At 39.6% G+C, this 22,888-nt stretch carries 24 protein-coding genes; 13 read left to right on the forward strand and 11 right to left on the reverse strand.

The window, feature by feature from the left end; genetic code table 11:
- Positions 1-68: 68 nt before the first annotated feature.
- From HPC41_RS16965 to HPC41_RS16985, 5 genes are read left to right on the forward strand one after another with little or no spacing between them, the layout of a single operon-like run.
- Positions 69-809, forward strand: a complete 741-nt coding sequence (locus HPC41_RS16965) for a nucleotidyltransferase family protein (protein ID WP_246250818.1) — start codon at positions 69-71, stop codon at positions 807-809.
- A gap of 13 nt (positions 810-822) precedes the next feature.
- Entirely contained in the window at positions 823-1,707 is an 885-nt protein-coding gene (locus tag HPC41_RS16970; protein ID WP_246250820.1) for an ATP-grasp domain-containing protein, read from the forward strand.
- Positions 1,688-2,641, forward strand: a complete 954-nt coding sequence (locus HPC41_RS16975) for a CDP-alcohol phosphatidyltransferase family protein (RefSeq protein ID WP_172395199.1) — start codon at positions 1,688-1,690, stop codon at positions 2,639-2,641. The genes HPC41_RS16970 and HPC41_RS16975 overlap by 20 nt, the downstream gene beginning before the upstream one ends.
- Complete coding sequence (locus HPC41_RS16980; protein ID WP_172395200.1) at positions 2,631-3,620, forward strand: lysylphosphatidylglycerol synthase transmembrane domain-containing protein; 990 nt, start codon at positions 2,631-2,633, stop codon at positions 3,618-3,620. Before HPC41_RS16975 ends, HPC41_RS16980 begins: the two co-directional genes overlap by 11 nt.
- 2 nt (positions 3,621-3,622) lie before the next feature.
- Positions 3,623-4,330, forward strand: coding sequence for an HAD family hydrolase (locus HPC41_RS16985; protein WP_172395201.1), 708 nt, complete (start codon positions 3,623-3,625; stop codon positions 4,328-4,330).
- On the opposite strand, the gene HPC41_RS16990 is transcribed toward HPC41_RS16985, so the two are convergent.
- The 7 genes from HPC41_RS16990 to HPC41_RS17020 form a co-directional block, all read right to left on the reverse strand.
- Complete coding sequence (locus HPC41_RS16990; RefSeq protein ID WP_172395202.1) at positions 4,327-5,202, reverse strand: helix-turn-helix domain-containing protein; 876 nt, start codon at positions 5,200-5,202, stop codon at positions 4,327-4,329. The two genes, HPC41_RS16985 and HPC41_RS16990, sit on opposite strands and share 4 nt — an antisense overlap.
- 2 nt (positions 5,203-5,204) lie before the next feature.
- On the reverse strand, positions 5,205-5,882 hold the full coding sequence (locus HPC41_RS16995) for a M15 family metallopeptidase (protein WP_216660809.1): 678 nt from the start codon (positions 5,880-5,882) through the stop codon (positions 5,205-5,207).
- A 132-nt stretch (positions 5,883-6,014) separates the two neighbouring features.
- Entirely contained in the window at positions 6,015-8,084 is a 2,070-nt protein-coding gene (ppk1, locus tag HPC41_RS17000) for a polyphosphate kinase 1 (protein ID WP_172395203.1), read from the reverse strand.
- Between the two features lie 164 nt (positions 8,085-8,248).
- Positions 8,249-8,626, reverse strand: coding sequence for a hypothetical protein (locus HPC41_RS17005; protein WP_172395204.1), 378 nt, complete (start codon positions 8,624-8,626; stop codon positions 8,249-8,251).
- A 10-nt stretch (positions 8,627-8,636) separates the two neighbouring features.
- Positions 8,637-9,215 (reverse strand): DJ-1/PfpI family protein, encoded by a 579-nt coding sequence (locus HPC41_RS17010; protein WP_172395205.1) that lies wholly within the window; start codon positions 9,213-9,215, stop codon positions 8,637-8,639.
- 77 nt (positions 9,216-9,292) lie between these two features.
- Complete coding sequence (locus HPC41_RS17015) at positions 9,293-9,856, reverse strand: NADPH-dependent FMN reductase (protein WP_172395206.1); 564 nt, start codon at positions 9,854-9,856, stop codon at positions 9,293-9,295.
- Between the two features lie 107 nt (positions 9,857-9,963).
- Positions 9,964-10,899: a 1-aminocyclopropane-1-carboxylate deaminase/D-cysteine desulfhydrase gene (locus tag HPC41_RS17020; RefSeq protein ID WP_246250822.1), complete on the reverse strand. Its 936-nt coding sequence runs from the start codon at positions 10,897-10,899 to the stop codon at positions 9,964-9,966.
- Positions 10,900-10,917: 18 nt separating this feature from the next.
- On the opposite strand from HPC41_RS17020, the gene HPC41_RS17025 reads away from it, so the two are divergent.
- Positions 10,918-11,964 (forward strand): RluA family pseudouridine synthase, encoded by a 1,047-nt coding sequence (locus tag HPC41_RS17025; protein WP_172395207.1) that lies wholly within the window; start codon positions 10,918-10,920, stop codon positions 11,962-11,964.
- Positions 11,965-11,984: 20 nt separating this feature from the next.
- Positions 11,985-12,845, forward strand: a complete 861-nt coding sequence (locus tag HPC41_RS17030; RefSeq protein ID WP_172395208.1) for an aminotransferase class IV — start codon at positions 11,985-11,987, stop codon at positions 12,843-12,845.
- Positions 12,846-12,889: 44 nt separating this feature from the next.
- Here the strand turns inward: HPC41_RS17030 and HPC41_RS17035 are convergent, their stop codons facing one another.
- Positions 12,890-13,465, reverse strand: coding sequence for an NADPH-dependent FMN reductase (locus HPC41_RS17035; RefSeq protein WP_172395209.1), 576 nt, complete (start codon positions 13,463-13,465; stop codon positions 12,890-12,892).
- Positions 13,466-13,682: 217 nt separating this feature from the next.
- On the opposite strand from HPC41_RS17035, the gene HPC41_RS17040 reads away from it, so the two are divergent.
- Both HPC41_RS17040 and HPC41_RS17045 read left to right on the forward strand, forming a co-directional pair.
- Complete coding sequence (locus tag HPC41_RS17040) at positions 13,683-14,198, forward strand: hypothetical protein (RefSeq protein WP_172395210.1); 516 nt, start codon at positions 13,683-13,685, stop codon at positions 14,196-14,198.
- A gap of 297 nt (positions 14,199-14,495) precedes the next feature.
- The gene (locus HPC41_RS17045) at positions 14,496-15,419 is read left to right on the forward strand and encodes a polysaccharide deacetylase family protein (protein ID WP_172395211.1); all 924 of its coding nucleotides are present in this window, start codon (positions 14,496-14,498) and stop codon (positions 15,417-15,419) included.
- A gap of 93 nt (positions 15,420-15,512) precedes the next feature.
- Here the strand turns inward: HPC41_RS17045 and HPC41_RS17050 are convergent, their stop codons facing one another.
- The gene (locus HPC41_RS17050; RefSeq protein WP_172395212.1) at positions 15,513-16,094 is read right to left on the reverse strand and encodes a PhnA domain-containing protein; all 582 of its coding nucleotides are present in this window, start codon (positions 16,092-16,094) and stop codon (positions 15,513-15,515) included.
- A gap of 170 nt (positions 16,095-16,264) precedes the next feature.
- On the opposite strand from HPC41_RS17050, the gene ypfJ reads away from it, so the two are divergent.
- Positions 16,265-17,134: a KPN_02809 family neutral zinc metallopeptidase gene (gene ypfJ / locus HPC41_RS17055; protein ID WP_172395213.1), complete on the forward strand. Its 870-nt coding sequence runs from the start codon at positions 16,265-16,267 to the stop codon at positions 17,132-17,134.
- A 93-nt stretch (positions 17,135-17,227) separates the two neighbouring features.
- On the opposite strand, the gene HPC41_RS17060 is transcribed toward ypfJ, so the two are convergent.
- Both HPC41_RS17060 and fabG read right to left on the reverse strand, forming a co-directional pair.
- Positions 17,228-18,208, reverse strand: a complete 981-nt coding sequence (locus HPC41_RS17060) for a LuxE/PaaK family acyltransferase (protein WP_172395214.1) — start codon at positions 18,206-18,208, stop codon at positions 17,228-17,230.
- Between the two features lie 138 nt (positions 18,209-18,346).
- A complete protein-coding gene (gene fabG / locus HPC41_RS17065; RefSeq protein ID WP_172395215.1) occupies positions 18,347-19,090 on the reverse strand; it encodes a 3-oxoacyl-[acyl-carrier-protein] reductase in 744 nt (247 codons plus the stop codon).
- Between the two features lie 314 nt (positions 19,091-19,404).
- On the opposite strand from fabG, the gene HPC41_RS17070 reads away from it, so the two are divergent.
- The 3 genes from HPC41_RS17070 to HPC41_RS17080 all read left to right on the forward strand — a co-directional run bounded on the left by HPC41_RS17070 (position 19,405) and on the right by HPC41_RS17080 (position 22,812).
- Positions 19,405-20,904, forward strand: a complete 1,500-nt coding sequence (locus HPC41_RS17070; protein ID WP_172395216.1) for a malate:quinone oxidoreductase — start codon at positions 19,405-19,407, stop codon at positions 20,902-20,904.
- 212 nt (positions 20,905-21,116) lie between these two features.
- Positions 21,117-21,737 (forward strand): nicotinamide riboside transporter PnuC, encoded by a 621-nt coding sequence (gene pnuC, locus HPC41_RS17075; RefSeq protein ID WP_172395217.1) that lies wholly within the window; start codon positions 21,117-21,119, stop codon positions 21,735-21,737.
- Complete coding sequence (locus HPC41_RS17080; RefSeq protein ID WP_172395218.1) at positions 21,712-22,812, forward strand: acyl-CoA dehydrogenase family protein; 1,101 nt, start codon at positions 21,712-21,714, stop codon at positions 22,810-22,812. The genes pnuC and HPC41_RS17080 overlap by 26 nt, the downstream gene beginning before the upstream one ends.
- The last annotated feature ends 76 nt before the right edge of the window (positions 22,813-22,888 follow it).

A 22,888-nucleotide genomic window follows, 5' to 3' on the forward strand; every position in this document is an offset into this window, starting at 1 on the left:
TGGCAATAACCTCTGTAAACTTTTGCGTTTGCAAACGCTAAGATGGTGACGGGGGTTTTACTTTTTTAATGAATGATTTTATTTTGCAATTAGAAGGAATGGAATTTGCTATCATTGCGGCGGGAGAAGGATCTCGATTGCGAAAAGAGGGGTTTAATTTACCTAAACCCTTGCTACCCTTACATGGAGTTCCATTAATTGAACGATTGATTCGCGTTTTTGCTAAAGAAGGTGCGCGGCAAGTGCATGTTATTATCAACAGACAATCACCCGAATTGAAGACATTTTTAACGCATACAGCTTTTGAACTTCCCATCATCCTGATCGAGGAGGATACACCTAGTTCTTTGCACAGTTTTGCCTTATTGATCAAAAGCAATCCGGCTTGGACTTCCTGTTGTCTGACGACCACAGATACTGTTTTCAGACCTAATGAATTTCATGGATACCTAACGGCTTTCCATCAGAGGGTAGAGGCAGATGCTTTTATGGCTGTCACACCATTTGTGGATGACGAGAGCCCTCTTTATGTAAATACAGACAATGCATTAAACGTAGAAGCATTTTTGGATAAGGCGACAGCAGAAACAAAATTTGTTTCGGGTGGTATTTATTGCTTTCGCAAAGCTGCGCTGGACTGTGCACGCCGTTCTGTTGCTGCAGGGAACTCCAGAATGCGTAACTTTCAACGTGCGCTTTTGGAAAACGATTTGCGGGTTAAAGCATTTGTATTTGAGAAAGTAGTGGATATTGACCACTTAAAAGACCGTATTGTAGCGGAACAATTTTTGAGTGAGGAAGTTAGTTAGTAAGATGAGCGAAATGATTTCTATTTTAGGCGTGACGCGTAAAAACCGCTTTTCACCCAATCATGTGGGTAATGATGCTGCAATATTTAATGAAGTTGTGCTAAAATTGACTGAAAAAGGCGCGGCAGTTGAAATTTGTAATGAGGATGAATTCTTGGCTTCTGATTCTGTCAAACAAGAAAATATCCTGACTATGGGAAGAACAAAAACATTGGTTAAGAAGTTGCAATCTCTTCAAAATAATGGTGTTCATGTATTGAATTCGGGGTTTGGTATTGAAAATTGTTTTCGAAAAAACATGACACTCAAGTTGTTGGATGGCGGAGTTCCTTATCCAAAAAGTATTGTGATCTCTACAGTCGCGGATATCCAGTCAATATTTGAAAAGCTGAAAGGAAAAGGTGTCTGGATCAAACGTGGTGATTTCCATGCTATCCATAAAGAAGACGTGACCTTTGCGGCCAGTCTCAAAGAAGCCCAGCATATCTTAAACGAATATGCGCTTCGGGGGATTAAGGAGGCGGTGATCTCCGAACATTTGGCCGGAGATTTATTAAAGTTTTATGCGGTTAGGGATACCGATTTCTTTTTTCACTTTTATCCCTATGAGCATAATCATCATAAATATGATCTATATGAACAAATTAATGATGGAGTTGTCCATTTCCCATTTGATTTGGCCAGCTTAAAGCAAGCGGCGAATCGCGCAGCGGAAGTATTGGATGTCCATATCTATGGCGGTGATGTGATTATCGATTCAAACGGCGATTTTCATATTATTGATCTAAATGATTGGCCGAGCTTCGCGCCATGTCGGGCTGAAGCAGCCGAAGCCATTGCGCAAATGGTTTACCATAAATTTACTGAAAAGAACCAAAATGCAGAGAGAACAAGTTAATGTAGTTGACGAAGAGAATTTGAGTGCGTTCGAACAATCGTTAAAATCCAACGATACAGAGGAGAAAATAGACATCTGGTTTTACAGACCAATCGGATTTCGTATTGCACAAATATGCGCTAAAATCGGGATTACACCCAATGCAGTGACTATCATAAGTATTTTCTTTGGTGTTGCGGCGGGTATACTATTTTATTACGGAGATTTATGGATCAATGTAATCGGGATGTTGCTGTTAATCTTCGCGAACTCATTGGATAGCGCAGATGGGCAATTGGCGCGAATGACAGATAATAAAAGTCGTTTTGGTCGTATTTTGGATGGTTTTGCTGGTGATTTTTGGTTTGCTTCCATTCATATAGCCATTTGTTTGCGTAGTATAAATGAAGGCTGGCCAGACTGGCTGTGGATATTTTGTATCCTTGCCGGTGTGTCTCATATGATACAATCTGCAATGGCTGATTATTATCGTAATGTCCACCTCTTTTTTATCAAAGGGAAAGCTGGCAGTGAGTTAGATAATACGCGGGATCTAAAAATTGATTACGATGCGCTGTCCTGGAAGAAGAACTTTTTCAGCAAATTTGTGTTAAACGGTTACATGGGCTACACCCGAAATCAGGAGAAGTTGTCACCAAGATTACAGAAGTTATTACATATTGTCAAATCTCGCTATAAAGATGATTTACCAAAACAATTGATGGTTGATTTTAGAATAAAAAATAAGCCGTTGATGAAATACACTAATATTGTACAGTTCAATACCAGGGTTATCTTTCTCTTTGTTTGGTTGTTTATCGGTCAACCATGGATTTACTTTTTCTTTGACATGTTTGTATTAAATCCGATCTTAGTCTATATGTGCAATAGACAGGAAAAGGTAAGTGGTTATTTTGTTGATAAGTTAACAAACGATCCAACGTATGGGGAGTAAAATCTATAAGGTACTCTTTATGCTGATTGGTATAGGCACTTTAGCTTATATGATTCATGCAATGGGAGTTCAAGAGATTTGGACGAATCTGGAGAAAATCGGCTGGTGGTTTTTGCCGGTATTGGGTAGTTGGGCTGTCCTTTATTGGATGAATGCCATGGCTTTTAAAGCGATTATTCAGGAACCGGAATTACCCCAGAGCAATGTTCCTTTCTGGAAAGTATTGCAGTTGACTGTTTCCGGTTATGCCATCAATTATATCACGCCATTTGTGGCTTTGGGGGGAGAGCCCTACCGAATTATTGAGCTGAAAAATTATGTTGGTGGGTCAAAGGCAGGTTCATCCGTTCTATTGTATGGTGTTATGCACATTCTATCCCATATTTTATTTTGGGTAGTTTCCGTTTTTCTGATTCTTTGGTTTGTACCTGCTAGCACGTTAGTCGATGTTGCCTGTGCGGTAATTTTTGTGATGGCTATCGTATGTACCTGGTTGTTTACGAAATTCTATAAAAAGGGAATTACAGTTTCGTTATTAAGGGCTTTGTCAAGGCTGCCTTTCGTTGGAAAGAAAATCAATAGCCTGCTGGAGGCAAAGTTTGAAACCTTAAACGATGTGGATCAACAGGTCAAAAATTTATTTCAGAATCGTAGAGACCGCTTTTATACAGCTCTCTTCTGGGAATTTGTTGCCAGGGTAGTCGGCTGTCTGGAGATTTATTTTATAGGCCTGGCGCTGGATATCAATATAGACTTTATCGATGCCATGATCATTAGTTCTGGATCTTCTCTATTTGCCAATTTGGTGTTTTTCTTTCCTATGCAATTGGGGACACGTGAAGGCGGGTTGGCGATGGCAGTGATGAGCATAGGCCTTCCGGCTTCTGTCGGTATTTTTATGGGGATTGTGACCAGGATCCGGGAAATCGTCTGGATCATTATCGGTTTAGGCTGGATGAGTTTAGTTAAAAAGAAATAACAATGGATAAGTTTATAATTAAGGGAATTATTTTTGATTATGGTGGAACGTTGGATACAAATGGGGGACACTGGGGTGCGGTAATATGGTCCGGCTACGAAAAGTATCAAGTTCCGGTCAACCTAAGTTCATTTCAAGAAGCATATGCTTACGCGGAAAGACAGATGGCGATTCAGCCGATCATCAAACCGGAGTTTAACTTTTTGGAAGTGCTTGAAGCAAAATTGAAAGTGCAGTTTGAGTACCTTATTGCAGCTGGCTATGATCTGGATAGGGAATTGGCCAGCAAAATTGCGTTTGACGGCTATTCTCTTGCCAAAGATACAGTTGCACAGGTAAAACCATTATTGGTTGCGCTAGGTGAACAATATCCTATTGTAATGGTCTCCAACTTCTACGGCAATCTAAAGGCTGTGCTGGCTGATTTTGGTGTTTTATCTTATTTTAAAGCGGTTGTTGAGTCAGCTGTAGTGGGCGTACGTAAACCAGACCCCGCGATTTATGCCCTCGGTGTCGAAGCAATGGGATCGCCTGCTGAGGAGATCCTAGTCGTTGGTGATTCTTATAGCAAAGATATGGCTCCTGCTAAGGCTGTAGGTTGTCAGACACTTTGGTTGAAAGGACAAACTTGGGGAGAAGATAAGCTGCAGGATACTTCTGCTGCGGATAAACAATTTAATACCATCTTCGATCTCCACGATTTTGTTTAATCAGGCTTTTGACGAAATTCTTTAGGCGATATGCCTACATTTCGCTTAAAGAATTTTCCAAAAAAAGACTGATCTGAGAAATGCAGTTGCTTCGCGATTTCTCCGATCGAAAGCCCCTGACGGAGCAAACATTTCGCCTCTTCCACTAATACATTTTGTATTAATTCTATCGCTGATTTTCCCGTAAATTCTTTGATGATCACCGAGAGATGTTTTGGTGTAATGCCAAGTTCAAGGGCATAAAATTGCACCTTATGCTCCCGGCGGAAGGATTGCTTCAGCAGCAGGTAGAAATTAGCTAGGATCTCTCTTTTCCGTGATGGTACGACAGGAATTTTATTGATATTTTGATTAGCCAGGCGAGCAATCTCACAAACTAGGACCTCGGTCAGGCATCTGATAATCTGTGATCTGAAAACGTAATCATGTCCCTGTTTCTCGTAATGGATAAACTGTTTAAATAGATTGGACAGATTTGTCGCATCTTGCACCGAAAGGGAGAAGATGTGACTGTTATTCAAGGCAAGTGACTTTTTTGTAAGATCAAAGAAATCTTTTCGAAAGTTCAATTTGAAGGTGAAATCTATATTGAAGAAAATCAGGTAAATCTCACAGTCCCAAGATTTGATGACGGAGGCACCATTGACTTTTGATGAAGGACTTGTTAACAGTAAATGATGCTGTCCGACTTGTATCCGTTCGTCATTAATGATAAAAGATGTTTCCCCTTTTTTTATAAAACAGAGTGAGTAGAAATTTTTTGTTGCCAATATAAGCTCCTGCTGGGGGCTAAATACTGGTTTAGATTTGTTTCCCTTGATATGAAAGGCGAAAAAATCTTTATCATCATTCTGTTGATCTATAAACGCCATACTTATTTTACAATAAAATCAAAATAGGTTTTTCGATAAGGTTCATCTTGTAGGGTGTAGTGCCACCATTCTTTATCATAGGCTTTAAATCCAAATTTGGCCATGGTTTCGCGCAGTATTTTACGATTTTCTTTTTGTTTTGCTGTAAGTTTTGAATAGTTGTGGTGGGAGATATCACCGAAGAAATCAAAGGGGCCGCCCATATCAAGTTCTCTATTATTAGTAAGATCGATCAAAGTCAAGTCAACAGTGCTGCCACGGCTATGGCCAGATTTGCTGGCAATAAAGCCCAGCTTAAATAAGTTTTTTTTATCCAGCAGTGGATAGAAATCTCGTTTAGCGATGGTATCTTTCGTTGCCAGTGACCAGGCTTTGAAATGATCAACAGCGCGCTGGGGCCGGTAAGCATCAAAAATTTTTAGTGCCAGACCTCGTTTGTTCAGATAGTTCTCGACTTGCCGTAAGGCTAATGCGGCACGTTTGGTTAAGATGGCAACTGGTTTTTCGTATCCCTGTATAGGCCGGCCCGTAAAATTATGACTTCCAAAATAACGCATATCTAAGATAATTGTTGGAATAAACTCTTTTAGATAGACGAAGTTGTGGGGCATATCCTGTTGAGCTTTCGCTTGGAAGGCAAAAATTGCAAGGCCAATTGACAAACAAAAGTTGAGTTTCATAGGATGAAGATACAACTTTAGATGTTCAATTCTAGTATGAAAATAGATGCTGGATGGCCGTTATTGATGATAATGAGAAAATGAATAAGCAAAGCTCAGGGAATGAGGGCCTGAGCTTTGTCAGAAATTATTTTAATGTTCGGTTATTTTCCTTTTTAAGTATTTGTAGATTTCGATCTGTGAGCGGCAAGCTTCCTTTTTATTCTCAATATAATGATTGCTGAGGGAATTGTTCAGCATACGCGCTTTGACATTGTCGTCCAGCTGTATGTGGAGCATTTCTTTTACATCTTCCTTAATCTTTTTACTCGTGATTTTTACAGCGGCTTCGATACGGTGATCTAGATTACGGGTCATCCAGTCTGCCGAAGAAATATACATCAACTCTTTGCCAGCATTATAAAAATACATGACCCGGGCATGTTCCAGATATTCGTCGACGATTGAAATTGCATTCATCGGGGTTTTAAATGTTTTCTGGTTCATCGCGCAATAAATCCCACGGATGATAAGGTCTATTTTCACTCCAGCTGTTGCAGCATCATAAAGTTTTTTAATCATATCTTTATCACTCAACGAGTTTACTTTGACAATGATAGCTGCTTTTCGACCAGCTTTAGCTTCTGCGATTTCCAGATCGATAAAATGTAGCAATTCCCTGCGCATATCAATTGGACAGATCAATAAGCTTTTACAGTTTTTGATTATCTCGGCGGGGTCTGATTTTGGTCTTCTGAGGTAATTGAAGACTTTATTGATATCCGCAATGACATCTCTATTGCTCGTCAACAGGCAATAGTCCCCATATAATTTGGCCGTTTTTTCATTGATATTACCGGTGCTGACAAAGCCATATTGAATTGTTTTTGCGCCAGTCCGCTTTTTGATGACACATAATTTAGCATGTACCTTTTTATTGGGAATTCCCGTTAGGACCTTGATGCCTTCCAATTCAAGTTTTTCTTTCCAGTCCAGATTATTCTCCTCATCAAATCGTGCCCGCAGTTCAAGCATGACCGTTACTTCCTTACCATTTCGGGCAGCATTTATCAATGCATTGGCGACTTTGGAATTCGATGCCAAGCGATAGGCTGTAATCTGTATTGTTTTTACATCTGGATCCATTGCCGCTTCACGTAACAGGTCAATGATAGGCCGAAACTCATGATAAGGAAAGGAGAGCAGAACATCTTTCTTCAAAACTGTATCGGTGACCCGTTCATAATTTTGAAAATAGGGATGTGGAAATGAAGTTCGTTCCTGTGGTTGGTGATAGGACTTAAACACATTGGGGAAGTCCATAAAATGCTTGAAATTATGGATCTTTTGTCCTGGTATAATACTATCTTTTTTGGATAGGTTGAGTTTTTTGATCAGAAACTCGACGAGTTTTGGATCCATCTCCTGATCAAAGATAAAACGGGTCGGTTTACCTTTCCGTCTATTTTTGACGCCTTTGCTTATCTTTTCAACCAGCGTTGTATTGATGTCGTTATCGATGTCGAATTCTGCATCTTTCGTGACCTTAAACACATGTGCATGGAATACATCGAAACCGAAATACGAAAATATCAATGGAAGATTGAACTTAATGACATCTTCGAGAAGAATAATATGTTTTTCATCCTTTGGTGCCGGCAATTGGACGAAGCGTCCGTTCTGGCTGGTGGGAATTTCAATTAGGGCAAACTTAGTCTCGTATTGCCATTCGCTTTTTCCCATGGCAATACCGAGATAGAGGCTCTTATCACGAATATAGGGCATTGGACGCACATCGTCGAGGATCAAAGGGATGACATTTGATTCTACATCATCCTGATAATACTCGCTTACAAATTGTTGTTGTTCCGGGCTTAGTTCTTCACTTGTTTTGATAAAGACATTTTGCTTGGCCATCTCCTTTTGGATTCGGTTCCAGGTATTGTCAAATTTCTTTTGCTGTTTGATTACCCGGACATTGAGTTCTTCCAAAATCAACTGCGGATCTTCATAAAAAGATTGATTAGCACTTTTGTCTTTGAGGTCAATCGCACGTTTGAGTCCGGCGACCCGCACCCGAAAAAATTCATCTAGGTTATTGGAAAATATACCCAAAAATTTGATCCTTAGGGGTAAAGGAACAGTCTCATCTGCTGCCTCTTGCAATACCCTGCCATTAAAGCTTAACCAACTGATATCTCTAGGAATAAATTTTTTCGCCATAGCTAAATATACGTAAATTTAAGAAGCAAAACTATAGCTCTAGATGCGATAAAAGAACTTTTTCGTGTTAAAGAATTATTAATTTATTTTTTCTTCATCTGGTCTAAAAAAAATACCCCAAAAAGTGTGAAACTTTTGGGGTAAATAGTATTCTTTGTGCCTGATTATTTCTTTTTTCCGTATTTTTTGGAAATCTGAATCGCCTTATATTTACTTCCGTCAAAATGTGGGGTATCAATTGTCAGGCTTGTTGGATAAGGAGCCGTACGATCGAAAAAGTATACAGTCGTGGTACTGCCATAATCATTGACTGGCAAAAGTTCCAAACAACCTGCATAGTCTGCATTCAATACATCACCTACTGTCACCGCATAGATGCGTATAATTCCACCTTTATTTTGTTCATTCCGGACAAAAGCTACCTCTTTAAATCCGCCGGGAAGATCTTCTATACTTTTCTGATTAAAAGTATCTTTTAAAATAAAACCCAACAACACTAAAATTGGGATGACTAAAAGCCACACCTTTTTATTCTTTTTCATTAAAATACGCTTAAATTGTAATGTTTATATCCAATAATTTATAGAATTCTTTTAGAATAGCTTGATGTCCTGGCCAAGCTGGCGAGGTCACGAGATTCCCATCCACAACGGCTTGGTCAGCTGGAATATTTTTCCATATGCCGCCTGCCAATTCAATATCTGGTCCAACTGCAACATAAGCTGTCAATGTACGTCCCGCCAGGACTTTTGCCGCTGTCAATACCTGAATCCCGTGACAGATGGCGGCTACAGGTTTATTCTTTTCAAAGAAATGTTTTGTAATCTCCAATACACGTTGGTTGAGACGAATATATTCCGCCGATCGGCCACCAGCGATATAGAGTCCATCGTACTCCTCGGGATTGACTTGGTCAAAATCCTTATTGATCGCAAAATTATGTCCCCGTAATTCCTTATAGGTTTGATCACCAGTAAAATCGTGTACTGCAGTAGGTACGACATCACCCTTTTTTCGATCAGGAGCGATAGTATCAACTGTTATTCCTATTGATCCCATAGCTTGGAATGGAACCATTGCTTCGTAATCTTCTACAAAGTCTCCAACAAGTAATAATATTTTCTTTGCCATATCAAAAACCTCTTTTAATAGGTTTTGAATTTACGTATTAAAAGAGGCTTTTACAACGATTATTTGATAATCTTTTGTTAACCTTGAACGACTAATTTCTCTGCAAGTACACGTTTAGTCTTACGGACCTTAGCCTCCAGTTGACTTCTCAAAGCCGGATTGATAATTCCTTTTCCTTCTTCAAAGTTTTTATGGAATTCAGGAAGGGAGAATGAATCCAGAATTTCAGCACCGTCCCATGTGATTCTATTGACTGCTGCATTTAATACAGTTGACCCGCCCATTGGACCGGGAGCAGTTGCCAATAAGAAAACTGGTTTACCATTGAACGTTTTGCGGTTTGGGATACGGGAAACCCAGTCTATAATATTTTTATAAGCTGAAGTGTAGGATCCATTGTGTTCTGCCAATGAAATGAGTAGGAAATCTGCAGCATCCATCTTTGCCGCAAAATCATGGGCTAACTGTGGAATACCCAATTCTACTTCCTTATCATAAGAATAAATAGGCATTTCAAAATGATTGAGATCAAGGAGCTCTATGCTGTCATCCGCTTCTTTATAATATTTCGAGGTACTCGTTACAAAGATTTTGTTGATAGAGTTTTTATTACTTGTTCCTGCAAATGCTAATATTTTCATCAGTGTATAGTTTTAATTTTTAAACTGGTCAAACTTACAACATAATCATAAAAAAAATGTCAGTCAAATGTCTGCTAGGGGCATAATATTGCATTTATTGACCTAGGTCAATAAAAAATAAACCGCTGATACATCCCCAGGAGTCCAGTGAGTCCACCTGTATGAATAACCAGGAGCTGATCCGCGGGTGTGAAATAGTCTTTTTTGATGAGATCATCTACTGCATAGAGCAGTTTCCCGGTATAAGTGGGTTCGATCATGATGCCCGTGTTGGTCATAAAATGCTTGGTGAATGCGAGGAGTTCCGGTGTTGTTTTGGCATAACCGCCAAAATGATAGTCCAGATGCAAAATAGGGGGCGGAAGCTGAGGGTAAAGCTGAGCGACTTCATCATTGATAAAGCCGCCATTCTTTAACACGGGAACGCCATGTATTTGGGTGAAGAGATCCTTCTTGTCAATTGCATTGGCAATTCCGGCGAGAGTGGTTCCGGTACCGCAGGCGGTAAAGATATGTTGATAGTCCTGTTGGAGTTCACTGACAAGTTCGGCACATCCTTTGGCGCCTAGGAGGCCATAACCGCCTTCGTGGATAAAGAAAGTTGTTGGATCCTGATCGAAATACATACGATAAAGCTCCTCTTTGTTCCGATAGGAATCGCGATCCACATAAATAAGTTGCATTCCAAATAATTGACACATGGTCAGGACAGGATTGTTAGCCTGTTCATCACCTCTGACAAAAGCTGTTGTTTTGAACCGGAAAGTAGCTCCAGCGCAAGCAGTCGCCAGTAAATGGTTGCTCCATGCACCTCCAAAAGTAACGATATGATTTTTATTAAGTTGTAATGCCTCCTGAAGATTATACTTCAATTTTCGCCATTTATTGCCTGAAATAAAAGGGTGAATCAGATCATCACGCTTGAGGGTCACTTTAATGTGCTTTTTTTCCCATAAAGGTAAAGTGACTTCTGTTTCGGGGCTATGGATTTTGAATGGGAGCATAATATTTAATGAAAACAAATTTAACAAAAATTGTTTCATTTGGTTTATTTTTGTAGCATGACAGAACAAATGGGATCGCAAGATCAAGAAGAACAAGAGTTATTTGAGCATCTACGAATTGAAGTGGATAAGGGGCAAGCTTTACTCCGTATTGATAAATATCTGATGAATAGAGTGGAAAATGCGACAAGAAGTAAAATTCAGCATGCCATTGAAGCGGGTTCTGTCATGGTCAATGGTAAAGAGATCAAGGCGAGCTATAAAGTCAGACCCGATGATGTCATTACGTTGGTATTGCCTGATCCACCTCGGGACAATGAAGTCTATCCGGAAAATATTCCGTTGGACATAAAATACGAGGACGATGATGTACTCATCGTCAATAAAGAAGCGGGGATGGTTGTCCATCCGGGCTATAATAATTACACCGGAACCTTGGTGAATGCATTGACTTTTCATATCCAACAGCTGCCGCAATTACCGGGGAATTCAGACCGGCCTGGGTTGGTACATCGAATAGACAAAGATACATCCGGTTTGTTGGTGATTGCTAAAAATGAAAAATCGATGGCATTTTTGGCCAAACAATTTTTTGATCATAGTATTACCCGTAAATATATTGCCCTGGTGTGGGGGGATCTGAAGGAAGATGGAACGATTACAGGTTACATTGGCCGACACTTGAAAGATCGACGTATTATGGCCATGTACGAAAGTGAAGATAAGGGAAGGTGGTCTGTGACATATTACAAAGTGTTGGAACGATTAGGCTATGTAACTTTGATCGAATGTCAGCTGGAGACGGGGCGTACGCATCAAATCCGCACCCACATGCAATCTATTGGTCATCCATTGTTTAATGATGCAATGTATGGTGGCGATAAGATACTAAAAGGGACTGTTTTCTCTAAGTATAAACAATTTGTGGATAATTGTTTCGCCTTACTTCCGCGTCAGGCACTTCATGCGCAGGTACTGGGATTTATTCATCCAACTACAAAAGAAAATATGTATTTTGAGGTACCATATCCCGAAGATTTTCGTTTAGCTTTAGAAAAGTGGCGCGGTTACGCCGCAAACTCCATGGCTGTAGAAAATGATTAAAATTTAGAAAATAAATAAAGATGCCGACAAACTATATCAATTTTAATGGCAATGTAGTGCCGGAAGAACAGGAAATATTTAGCATAGAAAATAGAGGCTTTCGCTATGGTGATGGGTTGTTTGAGACCATGTTGTATAAAGATGGTGATATCCGTTTTCTGAATTTTCACGTAGCGCGCTTACAGCAGGGAATGGAATTGATACATCTTGATGATTCAAATCTTTTCGATGAATTTTTTATTCGTTCAAGATCAGAAGAGCTGATTCGCAAAAATAATATGTTGGGGCAACAGGTTCGCATTCGGCTGATTGTATTCCGAATGGGTGGGGGACTATATAGCCCTACGACAAACAAACCGGGATTTGTCTTGCAAGTACAACGTATAGAACCCAATCTAAGGGATAAGAAAGTCGGCTTGATCGTAGGTTTATATAGTGAGTTCAAAAAGCCTTATAGTGATTTGTCGAAATTAAAATCACTTAATTCCCAGATTTATGTGCTGGCGGGTATATACAAGAAAAAGATGGCCTTTGATGATGTATTAATTTTAAATCAGGAGGGCTACCTTTGTGAGTCTTTGACTTCCAATATCTTTGTGTATTATGAAAAGATACTTTATACACCCGCGCTTTCCGAAGGCTGTATCGAAGGTGTCATGCGTCGTGTTGTGATGGATATGGCCAGGGCAGAGGGAATTGAAGTTGTAGAGGCACAAATTAGTCCTGAGATCATGAAAAGAGCAGATGAAATTTTCTGTACCAATGCAGTACAGGGGGTGCAATGGGTCATGGGTTACAAACAAAAACGCTATTTCAATAAGATCTCACGCATAATGCAGGACAAACTATCTACCTGGAATTATGATTCGAACGAGGAGTAAATCTATTGCAGGGTATAAATGCTAACATACAAAAGGCCAAGGGATTAATCTTGGCCTTTTGTATGCGCTATTCTGATGATCCAATGTTCAAAAGCTTTTTTGAAGTCGAGTAGAAAGTCTTTTGTTTTTTGGAGTTCGACTTTTCCGCTTTCACCAATACAATCTTTTATATTTCCGAGATAGGCTTCGGGCTGTTGCATTGGATAAATGTTAACAAACACTAAAGATTGTCGAATATGGTGATTTGCGCCGAAAGCACCATAGGCTCCTGTTGAAGAGGAGATGATTGCGCCAGGTTTGCCATCCCACTTATTTTTGCCGTAAGGTCGCGAGCCCACATCTATAGCATTTTTCAGGACAGCGGGTACAGAGCGATTGTATTCTGCTGTAATGAAAAGAACAGCATCAAGTGCTGCGATTTCTTTGCGAAATCGGACATAACTTTCAGGTGGGTTGCCCTCATCATCAAAATCCTGGTTGTATAAGGGAAGGTCCCCGATTTCGATCATGTGATAGTTAAACCTGTTAGTCGGTTGTTCACAGATAAACGTTGCTATCTTTTTATTATAAGATTGTTTCCTTAAGCTGCCGACAATGATTCCAATGTTGTAAGTATTCATTCCAAAATTCAATTAAAGTATGATAAGTACTAAGGATTGAACAATTAGTGCCGTAAAAAGTTTCTCTATTAATGAATGTTGAATTAAAACTAAGCTATTCGTGCAGAATAGATTAAGTATTTGTTAACAAAAATTAACATTTATATTTTAATCTTTTGCATGCAGTTTGTTGTCATAATGGAAAGAGAAAATACAAAGACTAAGGGAGGAGCTACTTATGAAGAAATTGTTTTACATCGCTGCTATTACTGCTGGACTTTTTTTGGCGAGGACGGCAGATGCGCAGGTCAGTATCAGTGTGAATATTGGAAGTCAACCAAGCTGGGGTCCAGTTGGTTATGATTATGCCCGTTATTATTATATCCCAGAATATAATATGTATTACGATGTGCCTGCGAGATGTTACGTTTATTATGACCATGGCGGCTGGGTAAGAAGAGCAAGCCTTCCAAGAAGATATCGGCATTATGATTTTTATAGAGCACATAAAGTCGTAATCAATGATCGTAATCCTTGGCGTCATCATGATCGTTATAGAAGCAGATATGGTCACTCGCGTGGTAGACAGGTATCTATCCGTGACAGCCATCATAGCCGCGGGGGGTATTCTTTTGCGAGTGAGCGTAGGGTCAAACGTAGTCATTCTTGGCAAGAAAATAGAAGACATCATGATAGAGGTAGAGGACTTGGACGTGGACATGATCATGGGCATGGAGGAAGGCACAGAGATTAGTTGGATGAAGATGTCCAGTTCGAGTATCATAATCGTTTAATAAAAAGAGCCTACCTTATGGTGGGCTTTTTATGATTTATGCAGTAGCTTTATCTTCTCCACCTCCTTGTGGCCTCAATGCTAAAATTTTATAACAATGTGTTCAATAAAATAAAGTGTAGAGAATAAACCGAAGAATTTAAATCGTTGATTCGTGAAAATTATCTTAATTTTGCCGCACGATCATGCTAAATATCCGCGAAAGACATGGATATTGTATGTTTGGGGTAGAATGTGGCGTGTAAGTTAATTTTTGTAATGGAAAAAGTAATTAAATTAAGCTTGATAGGGATAAGCTTGGGAATTGTTGGTTTGGGACTACAGTCTTGTAATCAAAATAGCGGTAAAAAAGAAGAAAAAGTTTCTGTCGATTCTGTACAACACAAGAAAGATAGTCTGGTTGTCGTGCAGGATTCCATTACCAAAGTGGATTCACTACGCAAAGATTCTATCACGAAAATGGAGGAGAACACCTCTTATATTGGCGTTAAGGATACTACGGTTCTACTCACGGACTCGATTTCACCACGTTACATTTACCTTACTTTTGATGACGGCCCCCTTAATGGTAGCCAATATTTGGATTCTATCGCTACAGCGAAGGGCATTAAAATCAATGCATTTTTGATCGGTGAGCACGATAAAATGAGTAAAAAATTACACGGCTATACTGAACGGTATAAAAATAATACGTTGGTGGATTGCTATAATCACAGCTATTGGCATGCACACAATAAGTACAGCACATTTTACTCAAATCCACAGACTGCTTTTGAAGATTTTGAATTGGCAGAGAAGTCCATGGAGTTGGAACATAAAATTGTCCGCCTTCCCGGAAGAAATATCTGGTATGTAGGTAACCGTAAAAAGGTTGATCTGAAAAGCGGTGCTTCTACTGCTGAGCTATTACATCAAAACGGTTATAAAATTATGGGCTGGGACTGTGAATGGAAAATTAATGGTGTGACCGGCAAGCCAGATTTAACAGTTAATCAGCTATATACACAGATGAAAAACTTACTTCGTAAAGGGACATCCTATACGAAAAATAACGTCGTACTTTTGACGCACGATAATATGTACCAAACAAAAAAAGGGCAAAAATTATTGTCAGATTTGATTGACAGCTTAAAACAGCATCCAAACTATCGTTTTGAGTTTATGCGGAATTATCCAAAGTAGGGCATTTGTGCTATTTATTATTATTTAGCCCCAAACTAGTTTCGATAGACTATTAGTTTGGGGCTAAATTTATAAGAGGAAGGTTGATCCTTTTTAATTTTGTTTGCGCAGGTATTTTGTCAATATGACAATCGTCTGGCCCTCTATTTTTCCTTCGATCTGCTCAATATTATCTGCTACTAGACGGATATTTTTAACCACAGTGCCTAAGGTTGCTTTGAGTGAAGAACCTTTTACATCCAGCGTTTTTGTCAGGACAACGGTATCGCCTTCCAATAGTCTTTGACCAATGCTATCTTCATGAAAGGAAACATAACCATCGTTTTCATGATCACCGGTTTTCTTTGCTTCTGTTAATGTTTCATCATCAAGATAGAGGATATCGAGTGCTTCGGAAGCCCAGCCTTCATTTTTCAGACGGCTTAACATACGCCAGCAGACAATTTGTACAGCGGGGATTTCTGACCACATGGCGTTAGGCAAAAATTTCCAGTCTTCCGGATTTAATTGCTCCGTTTTGTTGAGCTGGTTGGCCAAGGTTGCTGAAATCAGTAGGGTGTTATCCAAATTCGAACTGGTTTCTGGTGGTAAAATATAGGTTACTACATCCGTTTCAGCGCCTGTTAGCTCACATTTTCCTCCAGCCCGCGCGAGTAATTGTTCTTCTAATTTCATATCTGTTTCTATAAAAGCCCAAAAATAAGAATATAAATTGTAGTAAGTCCTAACTGCTAAAATAAAGCTGGTTTTTTGGAAGAAAAATGAGGACATACTGCTATATTGGTATTGAATTTGTACGCTAACGAGATTGGAAAAGATTATTAACTGAACTAAAAATATATCATATGAAATGGCAAGGAGGTAAACAAAGTGGCAATTTTGAGGATCGTAGAGGGATGTCTGGTGGAGGAAAGATTGCATTAGGAGGTATTGGGGGGATCATCGTATTGGTCATTGGGTTTCTGATGGGTGGAGATCCCATGCAGTTGTTGCAACAAGCGCAAAACATGGGAACGCAAACGGAGCAGTCTGGACAGCCACGCGAACTGAATCCTGAAGAAAAGCGATTAACAGAGTTTTCGTTGACTGTACTTCAGAGTACGGAGGATGTCTGGACCAAATTGTTTAATGAGCAAATGCAACAAAATTATACACCGACTACGCTGGTTTTTTATGATGGCGGTACGCAAACAGATGGTTGTGGAATGGGGCAGGCTTCATATGGACCGTTTTATTGCCCTGGAGATCAGAAAATCTATTTGGATCTAACTTTTAACCGTGAACTTTCTGATAAGTTCGGAGCTAAAGGCGAATTTGCCATGGCCTATGTGATAGCGCATGAGGTAGGGCATCATATTCAGCAATTGGTGGGACTGTTACCTAAAACGAATCAAGCCAGGGGGAAACTAACTGAGAGCGAAAATAACAAGATGTCGGTTATGACAGAACTTCAAGCCGATTTCTATGCTGGAGTATGGGCACATTATCTCAATGAATATACGGATATAAAAATAGATTATAATGATATTATGGATGGAATGAAAGCGGCAGAAGCAGTAGGAGATGATAAGTTACAGACAGCCGCACAGGGATATGCCGTGCCAGAATCTTTTACCCATGGAACCTCAGCTCAACGTATGGCCTGGTTTAAGAAGGGTTATGACTCTGGCGATATGCGCGCTGGAAATACATTCGAAGATCCAACTCTGAGATAATAAAGGATAGGTTTTAGACAATTATATTTATAAATAAAAGAAGCGCTATACTTGAACTGCACCCAAAAGTTGAATAAAACTTTTGGGGTGTTTTTATTGAACCAATAAATTGCAGCCCCGAATATCGCTTTGGTCAAAGCGACCCAATATCTCAAATGAGCCATCTTGGTATACTTTTCCCAAATCCTGTGTTGCTATAAATGAGCATGAGTACCGATTGGCCAGGTCGATGACATTAATCCCGCCTGTGCTATCGGAAGAGATTAAACTCAGTGGATCATTTGTGTCACGTATCAGTACTTTCATCCATTTAGGCAAATGGAAAATCCCTTGACCCGAAGAGTAGCCCTGCGACAGTAATTCGGTCATGCCATATTCCGAATGGATCCCATTGACCTTAAAAGCATCCTCAAGCAATTGGTGAACTTCCTGTTTAACCATTTCTTTACGTTTACCTTTCATGCCGCCAGTTTCCATAATAATCAATTCTGGAAACTCAAAAGCATATTGCTCAATAAAATCAAGCAGGGCATAAGTGACGCCAAAAAGGATGGTTTTGATCCCTTTATTTTTAAGTTGTATCAGTGTATCGTGTAGCTCCTGATGATTATAAAGGAAATAATTACTTTCTGCTTGTTTGCTCTGTTTCATTAAATCATCAATCATATATATTAACGATGATCCGCTTCTTTCCAGATAGGAAGGGAGAAGGGCCAGGATGGCGATATTTTCAAGGGGTCCGTAAAAGTCTTCAAAGATCTTTCGGAAGGTACGTTCGTATATGCCGACATCAGCGACAAGGTGTTTTGAGGTAATCATCCCTGTTGTCCCTGAGCTTGAAAATACAATTTGTGGGTCCATTCCGGCAGCCAATACTTTTTGTGTTTTAAAAAATTCGATTGGCAGGAAGGGGATGTCGGTGTAATGCTGGACTTGATTTTTTTCTTTACCTATCAGCGAAACATAGTCGCGGTAAACCTGACAATGCTGCAGCTGGAAGTGATAAGTCTCTAAACAATGTTGATTAAAATCGTCTTCTGTTTTAATCTCAAGAAAATCCGTCCAATTCGTCATAGCATTTAAATTTGTTGGACAAAATTAGCTAAAATTTAGAAATATTGAGTTGCAAAGCCGGAGCTCAGCTTCGGAATAATGTAAAAGCGCCTGTTACCGAATTTCAGCAACAGGCACTTTTATTTTGAAAGTTATATGTTACAGCATACCACCATCAACAGGAAGAACCTGTCCAGTGACATACGCGGATAAATCAGATGCAAGGTATAAACATGCATTGGCGACATCTTCTGGAGATCCGGCACGTTTCAATGGAATTCCGGCTTCCCATGTTGCGATCACTTTAGGGTCTAATATATCTGTCATTTCCGTACGGATAAATCCGGGAGCAACAACGTTAGCGCGAATATTGCGTGAGCCTAATTCTTTTGCAATGGATTTGGTGAATCCTATGATACCTGCTTTAGAAGCCGCATAATTTGCTTGACCAGCATTACCTTGGACGCCAACAACAGAAGACATATTGATAAATGAACCTTTTCGGCTTTTCATCATTATTTTTGAAGCAGCTTTTGTAACATTAAATACGGATTTCAAGTTAACGTTCAATACATCATCCCAGTTTTCTTCAGTCATGCGCATCAATAGACCATCTTTGGTGATTCCGGCATTATTGACTACGATATCCAGGCTCCCGAAATCTGCAACGATCGCGTTGATCAACTGTTCTGCTTCTTCAAATTTTGAAGCATCAGAACGGTAGCCGATTACTTTTGTTCCGTAGGCTTGAAGCTCTTTTTCCAGCGCTTGTCCCTTTTCTACAGACGAAAGGTAAGTGAAAGCGACATTGGCACCGTGTTGTGCAAACACTTCGGCAATTTTTCTTCCAATTCCTTTTGATGCTCCAGTTACCAAAGCAATTTTTCCTTCAAGTAGTTTCATATAAGAGTGTAATGTTATTCGTTGATGTTTTTGCAAAAATGTTAAAACTATATTATAACACAAAATCTTTCCATAAATAAGGCCTTAAAAAACAATGTTTATTCTTGTGATTGGGCTAATTCATGGTCCTCAATATACACGATATCACGGGTAGATGTTTGGAAACTCATAAAATGGAGATTTTGCCAATACTTAGGATTATTTTAATAAATCAATGGTATTTTTGAATAAGTGTTTCTAAAAAGTACAGTTTTTTGACAAAAGACTTGGGGGTTTACCAAAAACTATATTAAATTTGCATCAATCACAAAAACATGAGCAAAAAATCAAATAAAGAAGTTGACGTTGTTCTAATCGGCGCCGGTATTATGAGTGCTACTTTGGGTACTCTAATCAATGAATTAAGCCCAGACGTTAATATTGAAATTCTTGAGCGTTTGGATGTTGTGGCGGCTGAGAGCTCTGACGCTTGGAATAATGCTGGTACAGGCCACTCGGCCTTGTGCGAATTGAATTATACACCGGAACAAAAAGATGGTTCGGTAAAAGTTGATAAAGCTGTTAAAATTGCGGAGCAATTTGAAGTATCTAAGCAGTTTTGGTCGTATTTGGTTGATAAAGGCATTATTGCCCAACCGGAGAATTTTATCCGCAGCATTCCACACATGAGTGCGGTTTTTGGTGAAAAAGATATTAAATTCCTAAAAACGAGATGGGAGACATTGACTACCCAAAACTTGTTCAAAGGTATGGAGTATACTGAAGATGCTGAGCTGTTGAAATCATGGATTCCGCTGATGATGGAAGGGCGGGATGCAAGCGAGAAAATCGCTGCTACCAAGATGGATTTAGGTACTGATGTGAATTTCGGTTCATTGACACGTGATTTGATTAATAACCTGGCCAACAAAGAAAATATTTCAATTTCCTTAAACCATGAAGTAGTCGATATCGACCGTGAGGATGATGGCCGTTGGGAAATTGAAGTGAAAGATCTGAAAACTGGGGTGAAAAGAGAGTTAAAAGCGAAGTTTGTTTTTATAGGCGCTGGAGGTCACTCGTTGTTATTGCTGGAGAAATCAGGTATTCCAGAAGCAAAAGGTTACGGTGGATTCCCTGTAGGAGGACAATGGTTGCGATGCGTAAACGAGGAAATTATCAATACGCATCATGCTAAAGTATATGGTAAAGCATCTGTTGGCGCACCACCGATGTCTGTACCGCACTTGGATACTCGTTATATCGATGGTAAACAAGCTTTACTTTTTGGTCCTTATGCAGGTTTCTCAACTAAATTTTTGAAACAAGGTTCATATTTTGATTTACCGGCATCAATCAAATTATCCAATATCCGTCCGATGTTATCCGCTGGACTTGATAATTTGCCATTGACCAAATATCTGATTACAGAGGTTATGAAATCTCCTAAAGATAAATTGGAGTCGCTGAAACAATTTATGCCTACCGCTAAACTAGAAGATTGGGTTATCGAAAAAGCTGGCCAACGTGTACAGGTGATTAAAAAAGATGAGAAAAAAGGGGGAATTTTAGAGTTTGGTACCGAAGTGGTATCGAGTGCAGATGGTTCTATTGCTGCCTTATTGGGCGCGTCACCGGGTGCATCTACTTCGGTAGCGATCATGATTAGTCTCTTGAAGAAATGTTTCCCTGAGCGTGCTAAATCAGATGAATACCGCAAAAAACTTCGTGAGATGATTCCTTCACATGGCAAGTCATTAAATGATGATGCGGAGCTTTGTCGGGAGACACGTATCCGTACGCATAAAGCATTGAAATTAATTGATATAGATTAATTTCATAAACAATATACTTATGGGGTGCTCGGAAATGACAATGTCATCTGGGCTGAGATTATACCCAATAAAAGCGATTGTTCGACCTTGTACAATCGCTTTTATATACCTGATCCGGATAATGCTGGCGTAGGGATTTTAATTTCAATAAAAACATCCGTTTTTCCGCTCATAAGTTTATTATGTAATTACACGAAATAATAAACAATTAAATGACTTCTGAGACAATTTTCGAAGCTTTTATTAAACAAATACAACAAGCCACCATAGCCGAATGGTTGGGGGTATGTTTTGGTATCTTGCAGGTTTGGTTTTCGCGGCAGAATAAATCGGTCAATTACCTTTTTGGGGTTATTGGTATCATCATCTCGGTATATGTCTTGTTCCATGCAAAATTATATGCCGAAATACTGTTACACCTGTATTATCTTGTCATGAGCATTTATGGCTGGATCTATTGGAAATATAGCAGCGATAATAGTTTACTGATCACTCGTAGTACAGCCACAGATTGGCAGATTGTTGGTTTTATCTGTGTAGCAGGCTTTCTATCGTTCTATTTTGGTCTGGTACATTTAACAGATTCAGATGTTCCGCTATGGGATTCCTTTGTTTCCTGTACAGCCTGGGCAGGAATGTGGCTGCTGGCGAAACGTAAACTTGAAAATTGGATTTTGCTGAACATCAGTAACTTGATGGCGATTCCTTTGCTTATGCACAAGGGCTTATTCCTGTATGCTGGTTTAACCTTATTTTTATTTGTGATGGCTTTTAGTGGCTATTTTAATTGGCGGAGAATATTAAGTGATGAAAAGAGATATGCAGCTGATTGATGGGGATATTGCTGTTCTTAGGGATCAGCAACGTAAAGGAATTCAGCAAAAGAGTTTGTCTGATGAGCAGCTTGAACTGATATATAGGAACAAGTGGTTTAAAATCTGGGTACCACGATCTCTGAATGGGCTGGGGCTGGATTTGGTCGGAGGGCTTTCTCTGTTGAAGGAGCTGGCCTACTGGGATGGAGGATTGGCGTGGACAGTAACTTTATGTGCTGGCGCGAATCTTTTTGTTGGCTTTGTTGATCCAGTGGTAGGGCAGGATATTTTCAACTCAAAAACGGTATGTTTTGGTGGGAGTGGGCAGGTTGCCGGTGTCGCTGAACGTGAGGGAAAATCTTATCGCCTGAAAGGGCTTTGGAAATATGCCACCGGAGCTCCCCACCTGACACATTTTACCTTGAACGCCTATATTCAGGAGGATGGCCAACAGCTATTGGATGAGGGGGGAAATCCACTTGTAAAATCTTTCTTTGTGGCGCGTGAATTCGTATTGATTCATTATGATTGGGATACATTTGGCCTGGAGGCGACAGCATCGCATTCCTTTTCGCTGGACAATACATGCGTGGCTGAGAATCAGTCATTTTTTATCGATGCGTCAAAAAGTACACGGACTGAGCTGCTTTATCAATACCCTTTTATGCCATTTGCAGAATTGACCTTATTGGTAAACTTTATGGGGATGTATCATCGGTTTTTGGATCTGATCGAAAAGTTATTTGTATTGAAGTCTAATCAGGGGAAATGGGAGCAAATGGAAAGTAAAGCTGCTTTTCGGAAATTGGATGAAATGCAGCAGGAATATATCGACAGCACGCATTCTGTCATGGATTTGGCTGCTCGTTCTTGGGAGAATCTCAAAAATGAGCTTGATAATTCCTCTTTATATGCGCGTATAGCGATAGAAAGTCGGGATTTTGTAGAAACTATTTTGTCAAATGTAATTAAACTCTATCCTTATACCGGAATTGCGGGTGCAGAAGCTGACAGTGAGATCAATATTTTATTTCGGAACATATTTACGGCATCTCAACATAAATTGCTGCAGAAAGGATTTTCCCAAGCTTAACAGGGGGCTGATTGTATGCCACAACTATAGCCTCATGCAAAATGAAGATTGTTGCGCACATTACCCATTTATTTAA

This window comes from Sphingobacterium prati (assembly GCF_013167215.1).
Taxonomy (GTDB): domain Bacteria; phylum Bacteroidota; class Bacteroidia; order Sphingobacteriales; family Sphingobacteriaceae; genus Sphingobacterium; species Sphingobacterium prati.